Origin of the sequence: Olleya sp. 1-3 (assembly GCF_002836085.1) — a bacterium.
Taxonomy (GTDB): Bacteria; Bacteroidota; Bacteroidia; order Flavobacteriales; family Flavobacteriaceae; genus Olleya; species Olleya namhaensis.
In genome coordinates, this window is record NZ_PJBW01000002.1 from 12,814 (window position 1) to 32,288 (window position 19,475).

A 19,475-nucleotide genomic window follows, 5' to 3' on the forward strand; every position below is an offset into this window, starting at 1 on the left:
ATTATCTTAATTCTGCTCCAAGCTGACGCTCAAAATTATTCTGTAATTTATTCATTATTTTGTCAACTACTTTATCTGTTAATGTTTGACGCTCGTCCATAAACGTAAAGCTTAAGGCATAACTTTTCTTACCGTTTGGTAAGTTTTGACCTTGATACACATCAAATAAATTAACACTTTTAAGTAATTGCTTTTCTGTTTTTTTAGCAATAGCTTGTAAACTTTCAAACGTAACGTTATCATCTAAAAGTAGCGCAAAATCACGTCTTACTTCTGGATATTTTGGAATAGTTGTAAACTTAATTTTATTACGTTTAGCAACTTCAATAATAGTGTCCCATTTAAAATCTGCATAAAACACCTCTTGTGTAATGTCAAAATGCTTCGCTATTTTAGATTTTAATACACCAAAATTAACTAGCGTATCTCTACCAATACTTAATTGTAAGCCTTCAGAAAACACATCGCTTTTTGTAGCACTTTCTTGGTATCGTGTAATACCTAAACGTTCTAGCAAACTAGCAATGCTTCCTTTTAATAAAAAGAAATTTGTTTTTGCCTGTGGTACATTAGACCAGCTTTCTTCGGTTTTAAAACCAGTAATAAATAAGGATAAATGTTTGTATTCTTCACGCGTACCATTGTAATCGTGATACGTTTTTCCAAATTCGAAAAACTTTAAATTAGACTGACGTCTATTAATATTATGACTTAAAGCTTCTAATCCAGAAAACAATAAACTTTGACGCATAACACCTAAATCCTGACTTAACGGGTTTAGCATTTCTACGTTATGCTCCGTTTTTAACTCATCAGATAACGCTAAGTAATTAGCACTTGTTAAAGAGTTTGCCATGATTTCAAACCAACCTTGAGCAGCTAATTGATTACCAACTACGTTTTGTAATTTATAATCTTCAAATCTAGATGCGTTAGAGATTGAAGCATTTAATTTAGAGCTTGTTTCGATATTATTATATCCAAAAACTCTTAATATTTCTTCAATAACATCTGCTTCTCTTGTTACATCGTTTCTAAACGCAGGAATAGTTAATCCTAAACCTGTTTCTGTAACGCTGTTTATTTTTATATCTAAAGAGGTTAGAATAGATTTAATAGTTTCGGTAGGGATTTCTTGACCAATTAGTTTAGTCACCTTATCAAAACTTAATCTAACCTGAAAATCTTCAATTTTATTCGGGTATACATCTACAATATCGCTAGTAATTTCTCCTCCAGCAATTTCTTGTATTAATAAAGCCGCACGTTTTAAAGCGTATTCTGTAATTTTTGGATCAATACCACGTTCAAATCTAAAAGAAGCATCTGTATTTAAACCATGACGTTTCGCAGTTTTACGCACGCTAACAGGATTAAAATAAGCACTTTCTAAAAATATATTTGTAGTATGTTCTGTTACACCAGAATCAATTCCTCCAAAAACACCTGCAATACACATTGGTTTTTCAGCATTACAAATCATTAAATCGTCTTCGTGTAACTCACGCTCCACACCATCTAATGTTGTAAATTTTGTACCTGTAGATACTGTTTTTACCTCAATTTTATTTCCGGTAACTTTATTAGCATCAAAAGCATGTAACGGTTGCCCTAAATCATGCAATACATAATTAGTAGCATCTACCACGTTATTTATTGGAGATAATCCAATCGCTTTAATTCTATTTTTTAACCACTCTGGAGATTCGTCTACTTTTAAACCAGAAATTGTGACACCGCAATATCTTGGGGCTAACTCTTTATTAAGGACGTCAACATCAATTTTTAAGGTTCTACTATCTACATGAAATGCACTAACGCTAGGCGTAATCAATTCTACATTAATTCCTTTTTGTTGTAAACCGGCTTTTAGATCTCTGGCAGTACCAAAATGACTCATTGCATCGGCACGGTTTGGAGTTAAACCAATTTCAAAAACCTGATCATTTTCTACATCAAATAAATCTGCACAAGGAGTACCAATAATAGTATCTTCTGGTAATACAAGGATACCGTCATGAGATTTACCAAGACCTAACTCGTCCTCAGCACAAATCATTCCGTGACTTTCTTCACCTCTAATCTTACCTTTTTTAATGGTCCAAGCTTCACCTTCTTCAGTATATAAAGTCGTTCCGATAGTAGCAACAGGTACTTTTTGTCCAGCAGCAACATTTGGTGCACCACATACAATTTGTATTGGTTGCTCTTGTCCAATGTTTACAGTGGTAACTTTAAGCTTGTCCGCATTGCTATGTTGCACGCAAGTTAATACCTCGCCAACAACAACACCTTCTAAGCCACCTTTTACACTTTGGTATAGGTCTAAACCTTCTACTTCAAGTCCTAAATCTGTAAGTAATTCGCTAGTTTGTTCTGGAGACCAATCGGTTTTAATAAATTGTTTAATCCAGTTGTAAGAAATCTTCATTTATCTACTAATTAAGACCACAAATATAACAATACTTAGTAGTTTTTACATTTTAAAAACGGGCTTTTATTTCATTTTTTAAATAGGGATTTATTGCGATGTTTCACATTAAAAGTATAAGTAACCATGTATTACAGCTTGTAAATATGCATTTTATCTATTATTAGACTGTTGGTGATAGGTAATCTAATCTATAAGTGACGGTTTATACGTATTATTATATAGTAGTAAATAGATAAATTAATAAATCAAAACGTATTATGAAGATTATTTTTAAAATAGCATTAGTGGTTTTGCTGTTCTCAGTTAGTTCTTGCAGAGACACAAAAAAGGATGAAGCGACTATTAAAGCAACTGAGCAAATAGAAACTATTGAAGTAGAAACGGATAGCATTGTAGATAAATTAGATCAAGATGCTGAGGATTTAGAACACGAATTAGACCAACTTGAAAACGAAAACTAAAATGAAACATTTAAAAGTAATAGTAGTATGTGCCGGATTATTTGTATTTGGTAACCAACAGACAGTATTTGCGCAAGGTAAATCTAAAGATAAACTAGAGAAAAAAGCTGGCGATAAAAAAGCAGAAATGTTAGCTAAAAAAGAGGCGCGTAAAGCAGAAATGCAAGACAAAAAAGCAGAGGCGCTTGCCAATAAAGAGGACCGAAAAGCAGAAATGCAGGAGAAAAAAGCAGAATTGAAAGATCAGAAGGCCAACTTAAAAGATAGGCATGATGATTTAAAGGACGAGAAATCAGAGCGTGATGAAGAAATGAAAGAGGCGCGCAATGAAATGAAAGAGAAAATGAAAAACGCTACTGCTGAAGAAAAAGCAGAACTTAAAGGTAACATGAAGGAGCAAGCCATGGCTAAACGTGCTAGTGTTATGGAAAAGAAAAAAGCTTTAAAAGCAGAGCGAGAAGCTTTTAAAGGTGACAAAGAAGCTTATAAAAACGAACGTTTAGAGCAGGTTAAAGCTAAGATGTCTAAAAGTAATGCTAAATTAGATAGAAGCGATAAATTAGTTGTTGAAGGAAAAGCAAGATTAGCACAAGCAAAAGCTAAATTAGAGCAACAAAAGGCAGAAGGTAAAGTGTCTGAAGAGCAAATTGCAAAACGAGAAGCCCTATTTAAAAGAATAGAAGCTAAATTAACAAAGCATGATGCAGCTGTTAAAAGTACTAAAGAGCAGATTGAAAAAAGAAAAGCAACAATCTCTAAGTTAGAAACAGTAAAAGAGTAATTTTTACACCAAATAGTATTTAAAAAGACATTGTTAACGCAATGTCTTTTTTTTTGTAAGTATTTTGGCGATATTACGATTATTATAAAAAAAACATAAAGATTACCATGCGTTATATTTCTCTTTTATTGATTGCTATTTCTCTTTTTTCTTGCGATAAAAATGATACCGAATTCCTGACTTTTGGAACCTACAGAGCAGAGTTAACCGTTAGTGATACAGAAAAGTTACCTTTTACCTTTAAAGTAAAAGATGCTAATACTTTGGAGATTTATAATGCGGAAGAAGTTATTGAAGTGGATGAGATCCAGTATAAAAACGATTCAGTTTATATCAAACTACCTGTTTTTGAAGGACAGTTAATAGCAAAAATTAAAGATCAAACTTTAAACGGACGTTTTGTTGTAGCAGAAAAAGGGCGTCAACAAGCCTTTACAGCTTCTAAAAATAAAACCAGGTTTGATAGTAACGCTAAAGCGGAAACTAATATTACTGGAAACTGGCAAACCGTATTTAGTCCAGATACTGAAGCAGATACATACGTCGCAAAAGGCGTTTTTAAACAAGAGAATAATATAGTAACAGGTACTTTTTTGACTGAAACTGGCGATTACCGTTACCTAGAAGGTGTTGTAAATGGTAACCAATTGCAACTGTCTACCTTTGATGGTGCACATGCCTTTTTATTTACCGGAACCGTTACAGATAGTACTATAAATGGACATTTTTATTCTGGAAACCATTGGAAAGAACCTTTTACAGCCAAACGTAATGCTAATTACCAGTTGCAAAGCGCCGAAGCTTTAACCTATTTAAAAGACGGTTATGATACGCTAGCCTTTAGTTTTCCTGATGCAGATGGAAACACCATCTCATTAACAGATAATCAGTTTAAAAATAAAGTAACCGTTGTACAAATAATGGGGACGTGGTGTCCTAATTGTTTAGACGAAAGTAAGTACTACACACAGTATTATAACGCTAATAAATCAAAGGACATACAATTTGTAGCTTTGGCGTTTGAGTACGCTAAAACCGAAGATAAAGCCTTTAGTTTTATTAAACGTTTACAAGACCGATTAAATATTACCTATCCAATACTATTAGCACAAACAGGGACAACAAGTAAAACTAAAGCTAATGAGAAACTACCAATGTTAAACCATGTATTAAGTTACCCAACCTCAATATTTATTGACAAAAAAGGAAAAGTACGTAAAATACATACTGGTTTTAATGGGCCTGCAACAGGTGAAAAATTTACACAGTTTAAAACGGAGTTTACTGCGTTTATGGATCTGTTATTAGCAGAGTAGGGTTGATAGTTTGTTTTTGGTTTAATGTTACATAGCTTGTTAAATAGTGCGGTAGTCGCAATTAATTTGTAATGTGTTAGCTATAGTTTTCTTTTTTCAGAACAGCAAAAGCAAGAATAACATAATATAAAACTGAAACTATTGATAAATAGCCTCTCAGTAAATATTTGCCTTTCCAAAAAGTATTATAAGCGTTATAATTATCTGAGAATTTAGACACCAAATAATCCGAAATAAATTGATTGTAACAAATTATTAGACACCAAGTTGCAAATAAGCAAACTATTGCTGTTATCAATAATTTCCGAGAGTTGTTTCTAAAAGACGTTTTAATTTTTTTTACCAATAAAAGCAACATTATGGTAAACGTTACAAGCGAAGTTAAAACTGATAATATGTAGGTTGCTTTTGGGTTTGGGACAAGAATAATCAATGTGTCTTTTAATATGTCGCCAAGAAATCCACAAAGTTCAAATAGTGTTAAAATAGAAAAAGCACCAATACCAAAATAATGTAAGATATTCGATTCTTGTTTTTCAGTAAGAGTATTATTCATAGGTTATTTTAGTTTTTGCAGCCATTTTTATTGATAGGTATTGCGGTTTTGTGTAATAGGGTTTTTGGGAAGGAGAGTGAGCGTATTAAACACATAGCCGCAATTTTTTTAAAGATTTAGGATAATGTATTTCTTATACATAATGGAAAGTTACTTTAACTTTTACTCCATTTGCTTTAAATTCTTGAATGGTCTTTTTACTATCATAATGTTCTTTAAAATTTTTCAAAGTTACATATCCTAATAAATCGTGATTAGTTACGCTATCGTGATCGTAAAAGCTGATTGTTATTCCTTCTTTATATCTGTTTTCTTCAATTTTCAACTCAGACTTAAATTTGAAATCTAAAGGTAAATTCTTATTAGTTTGATTATTAAAATAATTTTGTTGCTTATAAATCGAATTTTCATTGAAATCTGTAATTGATAAATAAATATCAGGTTTGTAACTTGCTAAAGCATTATCCCAAGCCTTCCCACTTTTTTTAGTTGCAGGGAATGCTAATAGTTGTACTTTGTCAATCACCAATGTCTTTAAAACTTTATTTTCTCTCTCAGTTTTACAATTTTCTAATGCAGTATCGAAAGATTCTTGAGTTTCTATAAAGTAAAATGGGAATTGTTTCGAATTTTCATTTTGGGACCAATTTCCTTCGAACTTTTGTTCATTTACCATTTTCCCATTAAACAAACCTGTCAGTTTGTTACCATTTCCAAATTCTTTAAGCTTTATATTTCCTAAAGAGTCTAATTCACCTTGAAGATCAATTTTTTCACATTTGTTTTTGTAAAAGTAAGAACCAGTAATTGTTCCACTGTTTGATTTTAGTTTTGCATAATAATCATATTTATTGTCAATTCTACCCTCAAATACTTTAATGAAATCCATACGTACAGCAGGTTGCGTATTTGTAGGTTTTTTATCTTTAGTGTTACAGCTAATTGTTAATGTAAATAGTGAAATGATAAGTAAAGTTTTTTTCATTTGTTTGTTTTCTGTTAGGTTGTTTTTATGTGTTTTTGAGCCTGCTTGAAGATGGCTTTTTCAAATTTAAAGCAACTAATTTAATAAATAAATAGCAGGTATATCGTCCTATTTTAAATGTTATTAAGTAGTCTAGAATAGTTAAGAAGTTAACTGTTTTTATGCCAGTCATTTATTCTTTTAAAATAATTGTTTTTTCTTTATTAGGTTCAAAATACTTGTTTGAAAGTTCCTCTTTACTGATACTTTCTGCCTCTTGAACAGCTCTTAATAAAGGACGTAACTCTATTTCGTTTCTTAAACTTACAGCTTCAGTTTCTTCTACATACAGATTCCAAAATCCATCAGTATAATTTTTATAGAGTTTAGAATTTAGTTTGTATTTAGGGTTGAAATAGTAAGTTCCGTATGTTTCAGTAAAATATGATTCAGGATCTTGAGACTTATAACTTAATGAGATGGATTGGCAAGATTCATTTAAAATAATTTTTTCATCATTTTTATTGCGTTTAAAATCAATCAAAGTATCTTTTATATTGCCAAACTTCTCTTTAATAATAGTATCATTTTTCTCATATTCAGTATATGTATAACCTTCATCAAGTCTAACAATTGTTTTACTCCAGCCAAGCTCACCTTTTCCGTCAAAAACCATAGCGTATCTGTCTTCTTTAATATAGGCTGTCATTTTAATTCCTATCTGTGTTTCAAATAAGCTTTCAGGAATATTTTCGTTTAATGATTCATAAGAAATAGTATAATTAACAACACCTTCAAAATATTCTTGAGCATTAGAGTGAGTTATGCATAAGAAAATAAATATAAACGATAGTTTTATGGTTTTGGTCATAGGTGTAGATTTTGGTATGGTTTTGTGTATAAAAAATAATTAATTATATAAAGCGTTACTATGCGTTTTTATTCGATTGCTAATTCAATTGTTTCATTTGAAAAACTTGAAAACCCTCGTTTTTCGCCTTTTGTTAAATCAACTTTTAGGTTTAGCTTCAAGTCTTTAATTTTCTGCTTTACAATTAATTTTTTTGAAATAACAATTCTAATTTTAGTTTCTTGGTCTGGTTTAATAGTTTCTTTGCTATAACTTAAATAAGCAATGTCTTTATCGATTTCAATATCAGAAATATGAAAGTCTTTTTTACCTGTGTTCTTTAAAATAAAGATATATGGTTTTGATAAGCCTTGTTTAAGTTTATTAAACTTTAATTTATTATCTGAAACCTCAAAACTTATTTCTTTTGCAGGTGCATCATATTTAATTCCTATTGGTATTCTATTGTTATTACTTGAATTGATAACAATTGATGAGTAACTTTGGTTTTCTGCTTGTTCCGCTACTAGTATTATTTTTAAATCTCTAGTTTCTCCAACTTTAACTGGTTCATTTCCCCATTCAAACTTTATGTCGTCTCTTACAAGGAAAGTTGGTTTGTCAAATGTTATTTCTTTATTTGAATTGTTTTTAATTCTAATTACTTTGGTGACATTTTTTGTACCATCTATTTTTCCAAAATCAATTAACAAATCCCCAATGTTGTTTTCTTGATCGATTGCAAGATCATTAAGATTCAGTATTTGCAAACCATATTTGGATTTAATATCCGTTTTAAATTTTTCTATTTCGTTAGGATTTGATTCGTTTTTACCTTTATTCTCAATTTCCTCAATTACATAAGCGCCTAAATTTTGTGACCATTGCAGCATTGGTAAATTCAATTCCTCTAATACAATGGGTTGCTTTTCTGTAATTAATTTTCCTGTGTTTGAATTGAAGAAAGTTATCAGGTTGTCAATTTCCGATTCTGTGTAGTTTTTAGAATATATAGGTGTAACTATTGACTTAAGTTCATCAAGAGATTTTTTAATTACCTTTTTTTCTAAGACTTCCCAATAATTATCTGAAATTCCAGAATTACTTTGTTTCTGGTATTTGATAGTTTGAATAATGAGTTTTTCTACATTACTAATAGTTCCATCTAATTTTAATAAGTTTTCGATTTTTTCCTCTGGAGATTGAGCGTTTATTTGAATTGAAAAAAAGGTTATTAATACAATTAATATTGTCTTGGTCATAGGTTGTGGTTATATGTGAGGTAACGGATGTGTGCAAAAATATAGCGAATAAATAGATGTGGTTTTTAACTCAGTTTTTTGTTACCACACGGTTTTTATTTTAGGTTGATATTTATATGGGTTTTCAAATTCAGTTTTTCCATCGTGATAAATTAAAAATTGCACGTTATTTTCTTTAAATTTTATAGTGTCTATTTTGTAGATTCCTGTCACGCAAAAATTGTTTCCGACGTATTGTTGCTTATCTAAAATTCCGAAATGTGTTTTTGTAATTACTAAACTCTCTCCACAAGCGAAAAATCCGCCAACGCGAACTTCCACATTATGATTTTTATTAATTTCAGATTTTGCCATAGGTGATTGAAAAGGAAGCGTTATTAAATAAAAAAAGAGGATTCCTATTTCGGCAAACAGGCTTAAAATTCCAAAAATGAACAGTGGTATTGTCAATATTCCGCTTAATATTTTGGCTAGACTTTTTTTAGTCAATCCAAAAAGTAAAATTGTAGACAGCAAGAAAGTCAATCCTATTATTGATGTTGTGTGTTTTCCTTTTAGTCGGAAGTCAAAAACCAGAAGTACAATACAGATTAAAATTCCGATTAATGAGTAAAATGAGATTTTTCTAATAACTTTTGCCAATTTTGAAAAGTCGTATTTTTTCAAAATCAGCACAAAACTAATTCCTGAAAATAGTGTTATTAAAACTATAAATGTCGTCATTTCTCAAATGTTTACCAACGGTCGTGTATATGAAACGTAGTGCAGAAAATAAGCAGTTTCGTTTCGGATTAACACAAGCCGAATTTTTAAATTTTTCTAATTATCTTTCTTTTCTCAATTAGCTAAATTTAAAAATTTGGCGACCTCGAAAAAATGCCCGAACCTTCGTGTTAGCAACGACTCGCACTATGTTTTATATACGTTGTTGCCACACGTATTTCTCACAAGTTATATTTGATGATGTCATTATATTCAGCTTTTGTTGATTTTTCCCAGTCAAAATATGTCACGACAACATTCAAAATAGATTTTGGTGGAATATCACTTTTTCGAAATTTAAAAACGTTCGATTTTTCTCTTTCTTCGTAATCTGGAAAAATTGATTCGTTCTTAACATTAGCGGATGTATAGGTTAATTTAGTCAACCAATTATTGCTTGCGTTTTTGGGAAATTCGATATAATAATATTGATTATCAAATGTTAGTTTAGGTAACTCTCCAAAACCAGTATCAAAATAAAATGAATGCACATAAGGTTGTTTATTAAAATCCTCTATTGAGATTTGTTCCTCAAGCAGTTGCCATTTAGTTTCCTCGGGATAATGCGATAAAATTAACCTCTGCGGTTTAGTGTCAAAATAGTAATCGGAAATATTTTCTTCAAATTGTTTGGCCCAAGTTGTGTCAACCAATTTCCAAGAACCATCTAATTTTATCACGTTCCACGCGTGTCTGAATTCGCCATCTTGTTCAATTTCTAAAGTTAGATTTTCGAGTGTTTTGGCATATCCTGTAATTATTTTGCAATCGATTTCAAAGTTGTCCATAAATAAGTTGTACAAATTAGAATAACCTATACAAACTGCTTTTCTGTTGTTAAATGCAATGACTGGATTCTCGGATTCTATAATTTCTTCTTGTGTCGTTTCAGATTCTTTTTTATCAGCAGTTTCGTGGTCGTATTCAATATTTAAACTAATCCAATAGTAGAAGAATTTCGCTATCTCTTTTTTGTCAGATATTTTTTGTTCTACGAAATCATTTAAATCGGAAATTTCAATTGTCGAACTACTCATTGATTTCGCCAATTCAAGAGTTGAATTCGATTGTGCATTACTAATGTTGAAAAATAGCAGTAATATTATTGTAAGCAGGATTTTCTTCATATGTGTGGCAACGTGTTGCATATGGAAAGTTGTGTTTACGAGCAATGAAATTCCGAAGGAATTTCAGCAGTAAGTAAATAAGCAACTTCCATAACTTAAGCACTAAAGTAAACAATTTTTTATATGCTGTGTTGCCTACAGTTTTTAATTTTTATTTTATTGGGTAACAGGCTAATTCGGTTTGCGTCGTTGTTACGTCTGAGTGAATATCGGAATAACGTATTTTTTTTACATTATCAGGCTAAAACTCTGAATTGGTTAACTATGTACTTTACGTTAGCTAAAGACTATTAAAGCTAGCTTAAAATCAGTGGTTTTTATATTCGGCATTGCACGTTTTGAATTGAGTTTTGCAATTGTAGGCAACTAGTGATATAATTACTTTTATTCCACATATCCCGTGTATTTAAATGGATATAAGGCCTTTTGTTACTGTTTATAATCATGCACTAAAAAGCCTATTTACTTTTATGATGCTTGTAGTAAACAAATACTAACCTTAAATAAAAAGTGTAATTAATTGGTTTGGTTGTTTGACACGAAGTTAATTTTTTATATTCAAAAACCGAATGATATTAAATTTAAATTTGGGTTACTTATTAACAAATAATACCCGTTTTATAAACAAAAGGCGTTAGGGGTGTCTTGGAGCTTGGATTAACTTGTAATTGTAAAATGGGAGTATAGTTTTTTTATTGATAGTCTAGCTTGTTCTATAGGCTTATGCACTATTTTTGTTTTTTATTAAACCAATAAAGACATAAGTGAAAAATAGAAAAAACAACCAATCATTTATGCCATAAATGGAATAAAATATTCCTGCCATGACATCTTTTTCAAAAACATCCGAAATACTATTGTTAAGGATCCAATTAATCCAAACAGAGCCATAAATAAATTTTTCAATAGAAAATATGGCAATTAGGTATTTTACATTTTTATACTTTTTTGAAACAGAAATATAGGCTAATCCCCATATAAAAATCATTAACAATCCAAAATTAGACATTACTTGAGCGTCAAATTCAGGTATTGTCATGTTTGTAAAGAATCTTGAAAATATTAACACAGAACTATTCATTAATCCAGCAATAATAAATCCGGTTGTGATCGTTTTGTTTTGTAAATTCATTTTTGTTTTTTTTAACAATAATAAACTTAAGATAATCAATATTAAGTAGATGTCTATTTTAATACTATTTTGTAAAGTAATTGCTGAGCTGTAATTTATCTGACACTATTTTTTTTAGCTTTTATTGTTTATTAATGTTCCCTTTTGACAAGAAAACACATTAAAAATAATTAGTAAAATTATTATTTGTCTCATTAGTCAGATTGTTATTATTGGTTTTATGTTTTGCCAGTATGACGTTTAAATAGTTGTTTTGATATGTTAGTTTTTAGAATAATGAATACCCAAATACTATTGATAATGGATTATATTTAGATTCCCATATTAAAGAGTCTTTCAAAAAATCACGGTTGGCTTGATATCTTATCTCTAAGCTATATTTATCATTTTGTTTGTAACCTACCCCTATAGCTGCATTACCCCTTGTTTTAATATCTATAGAACTTTCGTTTGTACCATTGTCTCTAACAAAGTCAATTGTTGATTTAGAACTTAAATCAATAGTATAGGACGCATTTACGAATAATTTTGAATTATTGTTTAAAAAGAAATAATGTCTAATAGTAAAAGGGACTTCAATTGAACTGTATTTTACATTTGCTATTAATGTGCCCGCTAAAAACTCATTTTGTTTGGTTCTTTTTTCTGATTTGTAACTTTGGTAGGTTGGCTCAATTGCTATTGCCCATTTGTTTTTATTAAATGGTAAAATGTATTCTGCTTCTATTCCAAAACCTAGACTTATTTTGTTTCCAAAATCAGTGTTGTAGGTATCGGATGTGGAATTTTGAATTGATAAAGACGAACTATTTAAACGAGGCCTGATTGTTAAATTAAAGAAATCTCTTTTTTGTTTTTGTTCAAAATTGATAAACTCTTGATTATTACAGCTATTATATTTTACAAATAAGCGGACCAATTCATTTTTTTTGTATTCTACATTTTCAATTTTACTTAGTGTAATCAGAGGGCACTTCAGATCAACTACTAACTGTTGTTTATATCTATTATTTGTGCCTATATTATTATTGTCAGTGATTTTATACCTTTTGTAGATTAATTGTTCAATATTAGAACCATCTTTACTATAAAAGTATCTGTTTAAGTTGCTGTCAACATACTGATATAAAATAGCTTTACCTTCAACTAAAACTTTTAAAAAAAGTACTTCTTCTTCAAATATAGGATTTTTGTCCTCACTTAAATTATGGACAACCTGGCTAGATCTGTCAATATTTACAGTACTTCGTACATATTTTGAAATATTATCAATACCAAACGCTTTAATTGAAGCAATGGTTAGCTTTTTGGGTTGGCTATTTTCTGATAGTTTATATTCAATTTCAGTTGGATTGTTTTTCCACGCAATATTCTTGATAAGACAATTAGTCTTTTGATTGGTGCTATCGATATAATATCCTTTTTCAAAAGCAATTTGCGAGTAGCAATTAAAGGTTATAAATGTTATTAATAGAAGTAAAAATTGTTTTTTCATTATTGTTTTTATTTGTAAATAGTTTTTTTGTTTTAATTTTTTTTTATTAAAATGTTATTAGGGCAAGGTTTATCTAAATTACATGGCTCCAATAACAAACGGGACTTTAGCATTTTCTGAATAGTCTCTTGAAAACCCTGAGTTTTTACTTTTTAAAATGGCGCCAGTACTAATGGCATTTCCTTTAAAACTAGCGTTGCAATCCACTTCTAAATTTAGTTTTTTAATTTTTCCGTTTTCCGAAAATTCCGTTTTTGAAAAATCGACTTTTATGTTTTTTACTGTTTTAAACTCTGAAGCTATTTTTATCAATTCACTTTCTGTTGTATTTTCAGTGATTACTAAAAATACTTTATCAGCATCTGTAACATATTTTGTGTTTGATTCTTTAGAACAACTTAGTATTAAAATTCCGATTAGGACTAAGATTATCTTTTTCATTGTTTATCTTTTTCTGTTAGTGTCGAATTTCTTCTTTTTGTTACCCTTTTTGTCAAAATACTTAGAACTTGATAGGTTGTAACTTAGTTCTGTTTTTTCTCGGTTAAGGTTAGATATCTGTTTTTTCCTAATGTTATGTAATACAGTGGGTATAAAAAAGCAATTGCTGGTAGTCCCATAAAAAAGGGAGCGTTTATATTAAGCACGTAGGTCAAAATATAATAAAGAAGTAGTAGCCCAAGCAATATTGGCATAATCCAAGTGCCGTATTTAAATCCACTTAAGGTTAGTATCTTAGTTTCGTCTTGGTTTAGATTTATTTCTATTTTTTGACTTCGACACCAGTCTATTTTTGCGAAAACCTCGTGTGTTCCGGTTTCTGTTGGGTATTCTTGTGTGTCACCATCGTTTATAACTCCAACCTTTTTGTTGTCTATATAAATTCCGATTTCACGTGCTTTATTATTCCATTCAGAGTGTCTTTCTATAATAATTTTGGTCATTGATTATTTGTTTAAGAGTTATTCTGTTGGCGCTCTTCTACCATATCCATATACAAGTCCTCTACATGCTCTCTAGCCCAAGCGGTTCTTCGTAGAAAGCCTAAACTTGATTTCATGGTAGGGTTGTAGATAAAACAATTAATATTGGTGCGATCGCCTAGATATGCCCAGCCATAATGCGCTACTAGACGCTCTAAAACCTGAGCTAGCTTTACGCCATGTAATGGATGGTTTAATTGTGCCTCCGTAGCTTGTCGTCTTATACGTTTAGCCGGTTTTTCTTGATTTGACTCCTTGCTATTAGCAGGATTTAAACTTGTGTTGTTGGGTTGCTCAGAAGGCTTATTTATGTCTGTTAGCTTGTTTTGTTGATCGTTTTTTATATCCATTACGGTCTATGCTTTTTTGCGTCAAGTTTTTGACTACGGATTTTTTATTTTGGGTTTGGTAAGGTGTGTTAGTAGTAGTATGTGCTTTTTTTTATTTAATAAGCTGTGAAGGGTTTGAATCTTTAATATAAATAAGTAGATCAAAAAAAGTATTAGGATCATTATTTAAAGATATAAATTGATAATTTGTTTCTAATGCTCCAATCGATCTTTTGACTAGTAGTTTATTAAATAAATTATTTTTCAAATAAGGATCAGTTAGCGCAGACTTACTATTTAATAAAATTGTTGGATAATTATACTTACCCATCAAATTTTCTAATGAGGTACATTTAACAAGTTTCAAATCATTATCTGAGTCAAGTTTTTTAGTGTCTTTGTCAACTGCGGAATACTTTCCGTTTTCCAAAAGGAATCCTACATTTACATAGCGATCCTTATATTTTTCATTTAAAAAACCACCTGCGCTATTAGGTTTTTTTCGAATGTGCTGGTCGTGAGCCCAATAAATCATTTTTTCATCTGAAGCTAATTCTTTTTCAACATTCCCTATATTAAAAGCTTGTAGACTATCACGAACACTAGTGTATTTCAAGCCTTTATATTGATTTACAAAATACGATTGAGATAGTTCTCTAGCATTCATTATAATGTTTTTGTCTTGGTTCGTTTTTATTAATTCTTGAAGTATAGAGTTTGAAATTCTAATTTTATCAGATATTTCTGTACTATCTTTTTTTAATTCTTTTAATATTTTAGAAATATGCGTGTTTCGTTTTGTTCTTTCAGTTAGTATTTTAAGTGCATTTCCACCTGATTGAGAATCTACCCCAACAATTATAATTTTATTATTAGTTTTTTTGTTATAATTCTTTAGCCATATAACAAGTTCTTTAAACTCAATTGTATAATAGCTCCAAAAACCTATATTTGCTAATATCTTTTTTAAGTTTCCTTCTCCTTTTAGTATATATGTATTTAAATCTTCAGTATTTGTATAATAAGCCTCTAGAGCTATTTTTGTTACATTGTTATTTTTTATTAGAGTTTTAATTAGGTCTGATTTATAACTGTAAATTTCGCTTGTACCATGTGTGGCTTCGCCTAAGCCTATTATTCTTACTTTTGAATTTTGATTGGAAATAAAATTGGAAACCTGCTCTAAATTATTGTCTTCTATTTTAGTTATGTATTTACTTAAGGTATTAGTAACTGTATTTAATTGGTTATTGTCTTTAAAAAAAGACACGTTTTTTATGTCTTCACCATCAATTTTTAATTCAAAATTGTCAAACCAAGCTTTGCCTTTTCCTTGCATCAATCCGCTTAAAACAATAAAATTTTCGTCAGTTTTTACAACAGCAGCAAGTGTTATTTGAGTCCAGTCTTCGCTTCCTTTAAGTGTTTTTTCACCAAATTTAAATAAAGGGAATGTTCCTGTGTCTTTATCTCGATGCCCCATTAATCTTAACATTGCAATAGAATTTACGCCGTATAAAGAATCTGTTTTTACCCAAACGGACAATACAATATGAGCGTTTTTTTTAATTTTTATTGGGACTGTTAAAGATAGTGTGGCATAAGTTTTAGAATCTTGATTTAAGCCTGTTATACCAACGCTTTTTTTTCCATCAATAAATTGAGTTTCGTCTAGATCTATTTGGTAATTTTTGTCAATTAAGTATGATACATCAGATTCTGAACTTTCTAATGTGTCTAGTTCAAAGCTAAACGAATTAGAATTAAACATAGGTAAACATAACGTAGACTTGTTTTCTTGACTAAAAATTAAATTTGTAATTAATAGTGATGCTATTATTGCGATGGTTCTCATAATTACTAGTAGTATTGCGTTTTTGTAGAGGTGTGTTTTGGTTACTAATTTAATAAATAAATAGCAAGTTGGACATTGGTTTATTTGACTCAGCTATTAAATTATTTTTTAACCGTCTTAATACTAGTGTTTTTAAGGATTATATCTAGTAGTTTTTGCGTATCAGCTTCTTGTATTTTAGTCATGTCAAAAGTGACTTTGTCTCCGTTATCTTTGGTTATAATTAGCTTTTTATCGATTAATTGGGTTGTTTCTATTGTGTTAAAACGGATGTTATTTCCTGTCCAAGAGTTAATCCTTATCATCATGTTTGCTTTATTCCATTGGACATAGTTTTTTCTCCAAAAATGGTTACTGTAATATAGTATTTGCAGACAATACCCGACTAGATTAATAGTGTTATTTGTCTTTGGGTTTTCAAATTTTATTAACTCAAATGTACCAACAAGAATAAATATTAGGGATAGCACTAAAACGGTAATCCACAACCAGTTTTTATTATTTTCAAAGTGTATTGGCTTCATTTATTTAAATGTATTCTGTTCTTATTTTATTAGAAGAGAAAACTTACATTTTGTTACACAAAATTTAAAAAATCGATAGTGTATGATTTAGAAGTAGTACATCTGTATTTTATATTGTTGGTCATTTAATTTTTGATATAGACATACCAGTCCCATTGTTCAGGGTTTCCGATACCAACACTTGGTGTGTACAGGAATAGATTAATCTTACCTTGAGGATTGGAGTTTCTGAAGTTTGTTACAGCTTCTAAATTACTGATAGCATTCCAGATATTAGAGTAAGCTATAGTTTCTGGATAAAATGCCGATGGATCGTAGGCTACTATTTCAAATAAGTCAAGTTCTGGTAAGTCCAAAGTTTGAGTGGTGGTAGTAAAGGTTTCGGTTGTGTTTAATGTGTCTGGGTAAGCTCTTTCGCCAAGTCCTAACCAAATAATGGTTCCATCAAAAATCTTTTCATTCAACTCACTATAATACAATTGTATGTCTCCAAAATCTCCTGGTGGATTATATGTTGATGAAATGGTAAAGCTATCTGATCCTGAAAATGTAAGTTCTTTTCCGCCTTCAAATTGGTGAGTTAGAAAGTCGACTTTTAGTAATAGGACTTTATTGGTTTGTTCAGGAGTTACCGTGTTGTCATCCGTGTTACAAGCGCAAATTAAGCTTAAGAATAAGATGTATATTATGTTTTTCATAATTAATGGTGTTATTAAATAGAAGCGCTAGCGCGCTTTTGTTTACTTTAAATTACAAAAAAAATAATACATACTTACTTATTAAGTAAATTAGTTAATTAGATTTTTAATAATCTTGTCAAAAAGCATATTTGAAGAATTATCCAAAAGTACGAGACCCATTTTCTTTTTAGTGTTTCTTAAATAATAAGTGTTTGCTGCTAGCCGGTTACCATTGTGCATAGCTGTATTGTCAGATAAAATTACCCAACCAAAACCATAGTTAGATTTTGTGCCATTATTAAGTGTCGGTTTTTTAAATGCTTCTTGTAGATTGTTATCACTAATTAGTTTGTTTTGGGGTCACGTATTGCATTTGTTAATATAAAATATATTCTCCAAAATACTGAATGATTTTACACTCAGTTGATAGTCATTTAACTGTGTTACACTGTTGTGTGATTTAAATTTACTATAATCCAAAGTGATTTATTGGCCCATTACCTTGACCTAAAACTTTATGTTGCCCATTAAAAATGGCTTGATTTACATAATGACATCCCTTTTTTACTGCAGTTTCCAAATCATTATTTAAGCTTAAATATGTTGCAATGCTTGACGATAAGCTACAGCCAGTCCCATGCGTGTTTTTGGTTTTATACCAAGGATTGGTGATAATTACAGTATCGTCCTTGTCTAATACATATAAAACATCAGTAATGACATCTGTAGTATTATCTAAATGGCCTCCTTTAAGTAAAACTGAGGTTTGGAATGTTTGTCCAATAGTTTTAGCTGTGGCTTCTAAATTTTGTAATTGGATAGGGTGACCTATTAGTAGTTCTGCTTCCGGTATGTTTGGCGTTATTAACGTTGCTTTGGATAAAAACTGTTTTAAATCATTGATGGCAGTGTCAGTGATTAATTTGTCACCAGAAGTGGCAATCATTACTGGGTCAATAACTATGTTTTTAATATTATAAAAGTCTAATTTTTTACTTACTGCTTTAATAACTTCTGAAGAATGTAACATGCCTATTTTTACTGCGTGACATTGTATATCGCTTAAAACAGCATCTAACTGTTTGTTGATATGTGCAATGGGCATAGGATGTATGTCGGTAACGCCTGTTGTGTTTTGTGCTGTTGATGCTGTTATGACAGATGTAGCAAATCCACCGCAAGCGCTAATGCTTTTTATATCGGCTTGTATGCCTGCGCAACCACCAGAATCGCTTCCTGCAATGGTTAAGACAGTGTTGTATTTAGAAGTTATATTTTCCATTGTTCTTTGTTATAGGCACTATCCCAGAATAGCCATTCTAATTTAGAGGCTTTTGTAAAGGTTACTTCCATTTTATGTAAAACGTCTTTATTTGCAGATTCAGCGTATTTATTAACTATAGCTATTGCTTGATTTACTGATGCTTCAAAAGCGGCTCCGCCATAAGTATTGATCCAATCTTGATACGGATTGTTTTGTTTGTTGGTTTGGTGTTCTAAAATGTAATCTCCAATAGCTTTATAAATAGTAAAGCAGGGTAGGATAGCAGCCAAGCCTTCTTCTAATGTTTTGTTGTTAATGATGCGTGTTAGGTAACTTGTGTAAAGCTCGCAAGTAGGAGAGGGGACGTTGTTAAACGTAACCGATTTCATGAAAACGTGATGTAATGCGTTTTCAACAGCAATAATTCCTGTGGCAGCGTCTAAAAAAAACTGAGTCTCATTACTGTCAGAACACTTGACGCCGATAGCAGCAAGATTTTTTTTGTATTCGGCTAAATATAAAGCGTCTTGATTAATATAAAACTCAAAAACGGATTGTGGTAAAGTTCCATCCATTATTTGTTTTATAAATGGTTGTTGTTTTATCGCTTCAAGTATTGGTGCTGTTTTGTGGTTAACTTGGTTGTACCAATTTGACATAGGGATTCTTTTAGTTTACGAGTTTATTTGGTTTGTAAAAT

Annotated in this window: 20 protein-coding genes; 3 read left to right on the forward strand and 17 right to left on the reverse strand. The window is 30.5% G+C overall.

Annotated elements, in window-relative coordinates; translation table 11 throughout:
* Window position 1: 1 nt before the first annotated feature.
* Window positions 2-2,431: a phenylalanine--tRNA ligase subunit beta gene (pheT, locus tag CXF54_RS02085; protein WP_101202261.1), complete on the reverse strand. Its 2,430-nt coding sequence runs from the start codon at window positions 2,429-2,431 to the stop codon at window positions 2-4.
* 260 nt (window positions 2,432-2,691) lie between these two features.
* Here pheT and CXF54_RS02090 point away from each other — a divergent pair, with 260 nt between their 5' ends.
* The 3 genes from CXF54_RS02090 to CXF54_RS02100 all read left to right on the forward strand — a co-directional run bounded on the left by CXF54_RS02090 (window position 2,692) and on the right by CXF54_RS02100 (window position 4,992).
* Window positions 2,692-2,895 (forward strand): hypothetical protein, encoded by a 204-nt coding sequence (locus CXF54_RS02090; protein ID WP_101202262.1) that lies wholly within the window; start codon window positions 2,692-2,694, stop codon window positions 2,893-2,895.
* A 1-nt stretch (window position 2,896) separates the two neighbouring features.
* Entirely contained in the window at window positions 2,897-3,676 is a 780-nt protein-coding gene (locus CXF54_RS02095; RefSeq protein WP_101202263.1) for a hypothetical protein, read from the forward strand.
* A gap of 107 nt (window positions 3,677-3,783) precedes the next feature.
* On the forward strand, window positions 3,784-4,992 hold the full coding sequence (locus CXF54_RS02100; RefSeq protein ID WP_101202264.1) for a TlpA disulfide reductase family protein: 1,209 nt from the start codon (window positions 3,784-3,786) through the stop codon (window positions 4,990-4,992).
* Between the two features lie 76 nt (window positions 4,993-5,068).
* On the opposite strand, the gene CXF54_RS02105 is transcribed toward CXF54_RS02100, so the two are convergent.
* The 16 genes from CXF54_RS02105 to tenA form a co-directional block, all read right to left on the reverse strand.
* Window positions 5,069-5,548 (reverse strand): hypothetical protein, encoded by a 480-nt coding sequence (locus CXF54_RS02105; RefSeq protein ID WP_101202265.1) that lies wholly within the window; start codon window positions 5,546-5,548, stop codon window positions 5,069-5,071.
* 133 nt (window positions 5,549-5,681) lie between these two features.
* The gene (locus tag CXF54_RS02110; RefSeq protein WP_101202266.1) at window positions 5,682-6,533 is read right to left on the reverse strand and encodes a hypothetical protein; all 852 of its coding nucleotides are present in this window, start codon (window positions 6,531-6,533) and stop codon (window positions 5,682-5,684) included.
* A 172-nt stretch (window positions 6,534-6,705) separates the two neighbouring features.
* Entirely contained in the window at window positions 6,706-7,383 is a 678-nt protein-coding gene (locus CXF54_RS02115; RefSeq protein WP_101202267.1) for a hypothetical protein, read from the reverse strand.
* A 68-nt stretch (window positions 7,384-7,451) separates the two neighbouring features.
* Window positions 7,452-8,624: a DUF1573 domain-containing protein gene (locus tag CXF54_RS02120; RefSeq protein WP_101202268.1), complete on the reverse strand. Its 1,173-nt coding sequence runs from the start codon at window positions 8,622-8,624 to the stop codon at window positions 7,452-7,454.
* 81 nt (window positions 8,625-8,705) lie between these two features.
* Window positions 8,706-9,266 carry a hypothetical protein gene (locus tag CXF54_RS02125; RefSeq protein ID WP_198551035.1) on the reverse strand — a complete coding sequence of 187 codons (561 nt, stop codon included), beginning with the start codon at window positions 9,264-9,266 and terminating at the stop codon, window positions 8,706-8,708.
* Between the two features lie 302 nt (window positions 9,267-9,568).
* A complete protein-coding gene (locus CXF54_RS02130) occupies window positions 9,569-10,534 on the reverse strand; it encodes a transglutaminase domain-containing protein (protein ID WP_101202270.1) in 966 nt (321 codons plus the stop codon).
* Window positions 10,535-11,234: 700 nt separating this feature from the next.
* Window positions 11,235-11,645: a hypothetical protein gene (locus CXF54_RS02135; RefSeq protein WP_101202538.1), complete on the reverse strand. Its 411-nt coding sequence runs from the start codon at window positions 11,643-11,645 to the stop codon at window positions 11,235-11,237.
* Window positions 11,646-11,913: 268 nt separating this feature from the next.
* Window positions 11,914-13,140, reverse strand: coding sequence for an outer membrane beta-barrel protein (locus tag CXF54_RS02140; protein ID WP_101202271.1), 1,227 nt, complete (start codon window positions 13,138-13,140; stop codon window positions 11,914-11,916).
* 78 nt (window positions 13,141-13,218) lie between these two features.
* Complete coding sequence (locus CXF54_RS02145) at window positions 13,219-13,581, reverse strand: hypothetical protein (protein WP_101202272.1); 363 nt, start codon at window positions 13,579-13,581, stop codon at window positions 13,219-13,221.
* 83 nt (window positions 13,582-13,664) lie between these two features.
* On the reverse strand, window positions 13,665-14,084 hold the full coding sequence (locus tag CXF54_RS02150) for a hypothetical protein (protein WP_101202273.1): 420 nt from the start codon (window positions 14,082-14,084) through the stop codon (window positions 13,665-13,667).
* An 11-nt stretch (window positions 14,085-14,095) separates the two neighbouring features.
* Complete coding sequence (locus tag CXF54_RS02155) at window positions 14,096-14,473, reverse strand: VF530 family DNA-binding protein (RefSeq protein WP_101202274.1); 378 nt, start codon at window positions 14,471-14,473, stop codon at window positions 14,096-14,098.
* A 91-nt stretch (window positions 14,474-14,564) separates the two neighbouring features.
* Window positions 14,565-16,223 (reverse strand): erythromycin esterase family protein, encoded by a 1,659-nt coding sequence (locus tag CXF54_RS02160; protein ID WP_157823372.1) that lies wholly within the window; start codon window positions 16,221-16,223, stop codon window positions 14,565-14,567.
* A 185-nt stretch (window positions 16,224-16,408) separates the two neighbouring features.
* A complete protein-coding gene (locus tag CXF54_RS02165) occupies window positions 16,409-16,831 on the reverse strand; it encodes a hypothetical protein (RefSeq protein WP_101202276.1) in 423 nt (140 codons plus the stop codon).
* A 125-nt stretch (window positions 16,832-16,956) separates the two neighbouring features.
* Complete coding sequence (locus CXF54_RS02170; RefSeq protein ID WP_101202277.1) at window positions 16,957-17,529, reverse strand: hypothetical protein; 573 nt, start codon at window positions 17,527-17,529, stop codon at window positions 16,957-16,959.
* Between the two features lie 451 nt (window positions 17,530-17,980).
* Window positions 17,981-18,793 (reverse strand): bifunctional hydroxymethylpyrimidine kinase/phosphomethylpyrimidine kinase, encoded by an 813-nt coding sequence (gene thiD, locus CXF54_RS02175; protein ID WP_101202278.1) that lies wholly within the window; start codon window positions 18,791-18,793, stop codon window positions 17,981-17,983.
* On the reverse strand, window positions 18,781-19,434 hold the full coding sequence (tenA, locus tag CXF54_RS02180; protein WP_101202279.1) for a thiaminase II: 654 nt from the start codon (window positions 19,432-19,434) through the stop codon (window positions 18,781-18,783). Before tenA ends, thiD begins: the two co-directional genes overlap by 13 nt.
* Window positions 19,435-19,475 lie beyond the last annotated feature (41 nt).

What these genes read in the sequence shown, in the direction of transcription:
- pheT (WP_101202261.1), bottom strand. Translation starts at nt 2,431, where the DNA reads ATGAAGATTTCTTACAACTGGATTAAACAATTTATTAAAACCGATTGG.
- CXF54_RS02090 (WP_101202262.1), top strand. Translation starts at nt 2,692, where the DNA reads ATGAAGATTATTTTTAAAATAGCATTAGTGGTTTTGCTGTTCTCAGTT.
- CXF54_RS02095 (WP_101202263.1), top strand. Translation starts at nt 2,897, where the DNA reads ATGAAACATTTAAAAGTAATAGTAGTATGTGCCGGATTATTTGTATTT.
- CXF54_RS02100 (WP_101202264.1), top strand. Translation starts at nt 3,784, where the DNA reads ATGCGTTATATTTCTCTTTTATTGATTGCTATTTCTCTTTTTTCTTGC.
- CXF54_RS02105 (WP_101202265.1), bottom strand. Translation starts at nt 5,548, where the DNA reads ATGAATAATACTCTTACTGAAAAACAAGAATCGAATATCTTACATTAT.
- CXF54_RS02110 (WP_101202266.1), bottom strand. Translation starts at nt 6,533, where the DNA reads ATGAAAAAAACTTTACTTATCATTTCACTATTTACATTAACAATTAGC.
- CXF54_RS02115 (WP_101202267.1), bottom strand. Translation starts at nt 7,383, where the DNA reads ATGACCAAAACCATAAAACTATCGTTTATATTTATTTTCTTATGCATA.
- CXF54_RS02120 (WP_101202268.1), bottom strand. Translation starts at nt 8,624, where the DNA reads ATGACCAAGACAATATTAATTGTATTAATAACCTTTTTTTCAATTCAA.
- CXF54_RS02130 (WP_101202270.1), bottom strand. Translation starts at nt 10,534, where the DNA reads ATGCAACACGTTGCCACACATATGAAGAAAATCCTGCTTACAATAATA.
- CXF54_RS02135 (WP_101202538.1), bottom strand. Translation starts at nt 11,645, where the DNA reads ATGAATTTACAAAACAAAACGATCACAACCGGATTTATTATTGCTGGA.
- CXF54_RS02140 (WP_101202271.1), bottom strand. Translation starts at nt 13,140, where the DNA reads ATGAAAAAACAATTTTTACTTCTATTAATAACATTTATAACCTTTAAT.
- CXF54_RS02145 (WP_101202272.1), bottom strand. Translation starts at nt 13,581, where the DNA reads ATGAAAAAGATAATCTTAGTCCTAATCGGAATTTTAATACTAAGTTGT.
- CXF54_RS02150 (WP_101202273.1), bottom strand. Translation starts at nt 14,084, where the DNA reads ATGACCAAAATTATTATAGAAAGACACTCTGAATGGAATAATAAAGCA.
- CXF54_RS02155 (WP_101202274.1), bottom strand. Translation starts at nt 14,473, where the DNA reads ATGGATATAAAAAACGATCAACAAAACAAGCTAACAGACATAAATAAG.
- CXF54_RS02160 (WP_157823372.1), bottom strand. Translation starts at nt 16,223, where the DNA reads ATGTTTAATTCTAATTCGTTTAGCTTTGAACTAGACACATTAGAAAGT.
- CXF54_RS02165 (WP_101202276.1), bottom strand. Translation starts at nt 16,831, where the DNA reads ATGAAGCCAATACACTTTGAAAATAATAAAAACTGGTTGTGGATTACC.
- CXF54_RS02170 (WP_101202277.1), bottom strand. Translation starts at nt 17,529, where the DNA reads ATGAAAAACATAATATACATCTTATTCTTAAGCTTAATTTGCGCTTGT.
- thiD (WP_101202278.1), bottom strand. Translation starts at nt 18,793, where the DNA reads ATGGAAAATATAACTTCTAAATACAACACTGTCTTAACCATTGCAGGA.
- tenA (WP_101202279.1), bottom strand. Translation starts at nt 19,434, where the DNA reads ATGTCAAATTGGTACAACCAAGTTAACCACAAAACAGCACCAATACTT.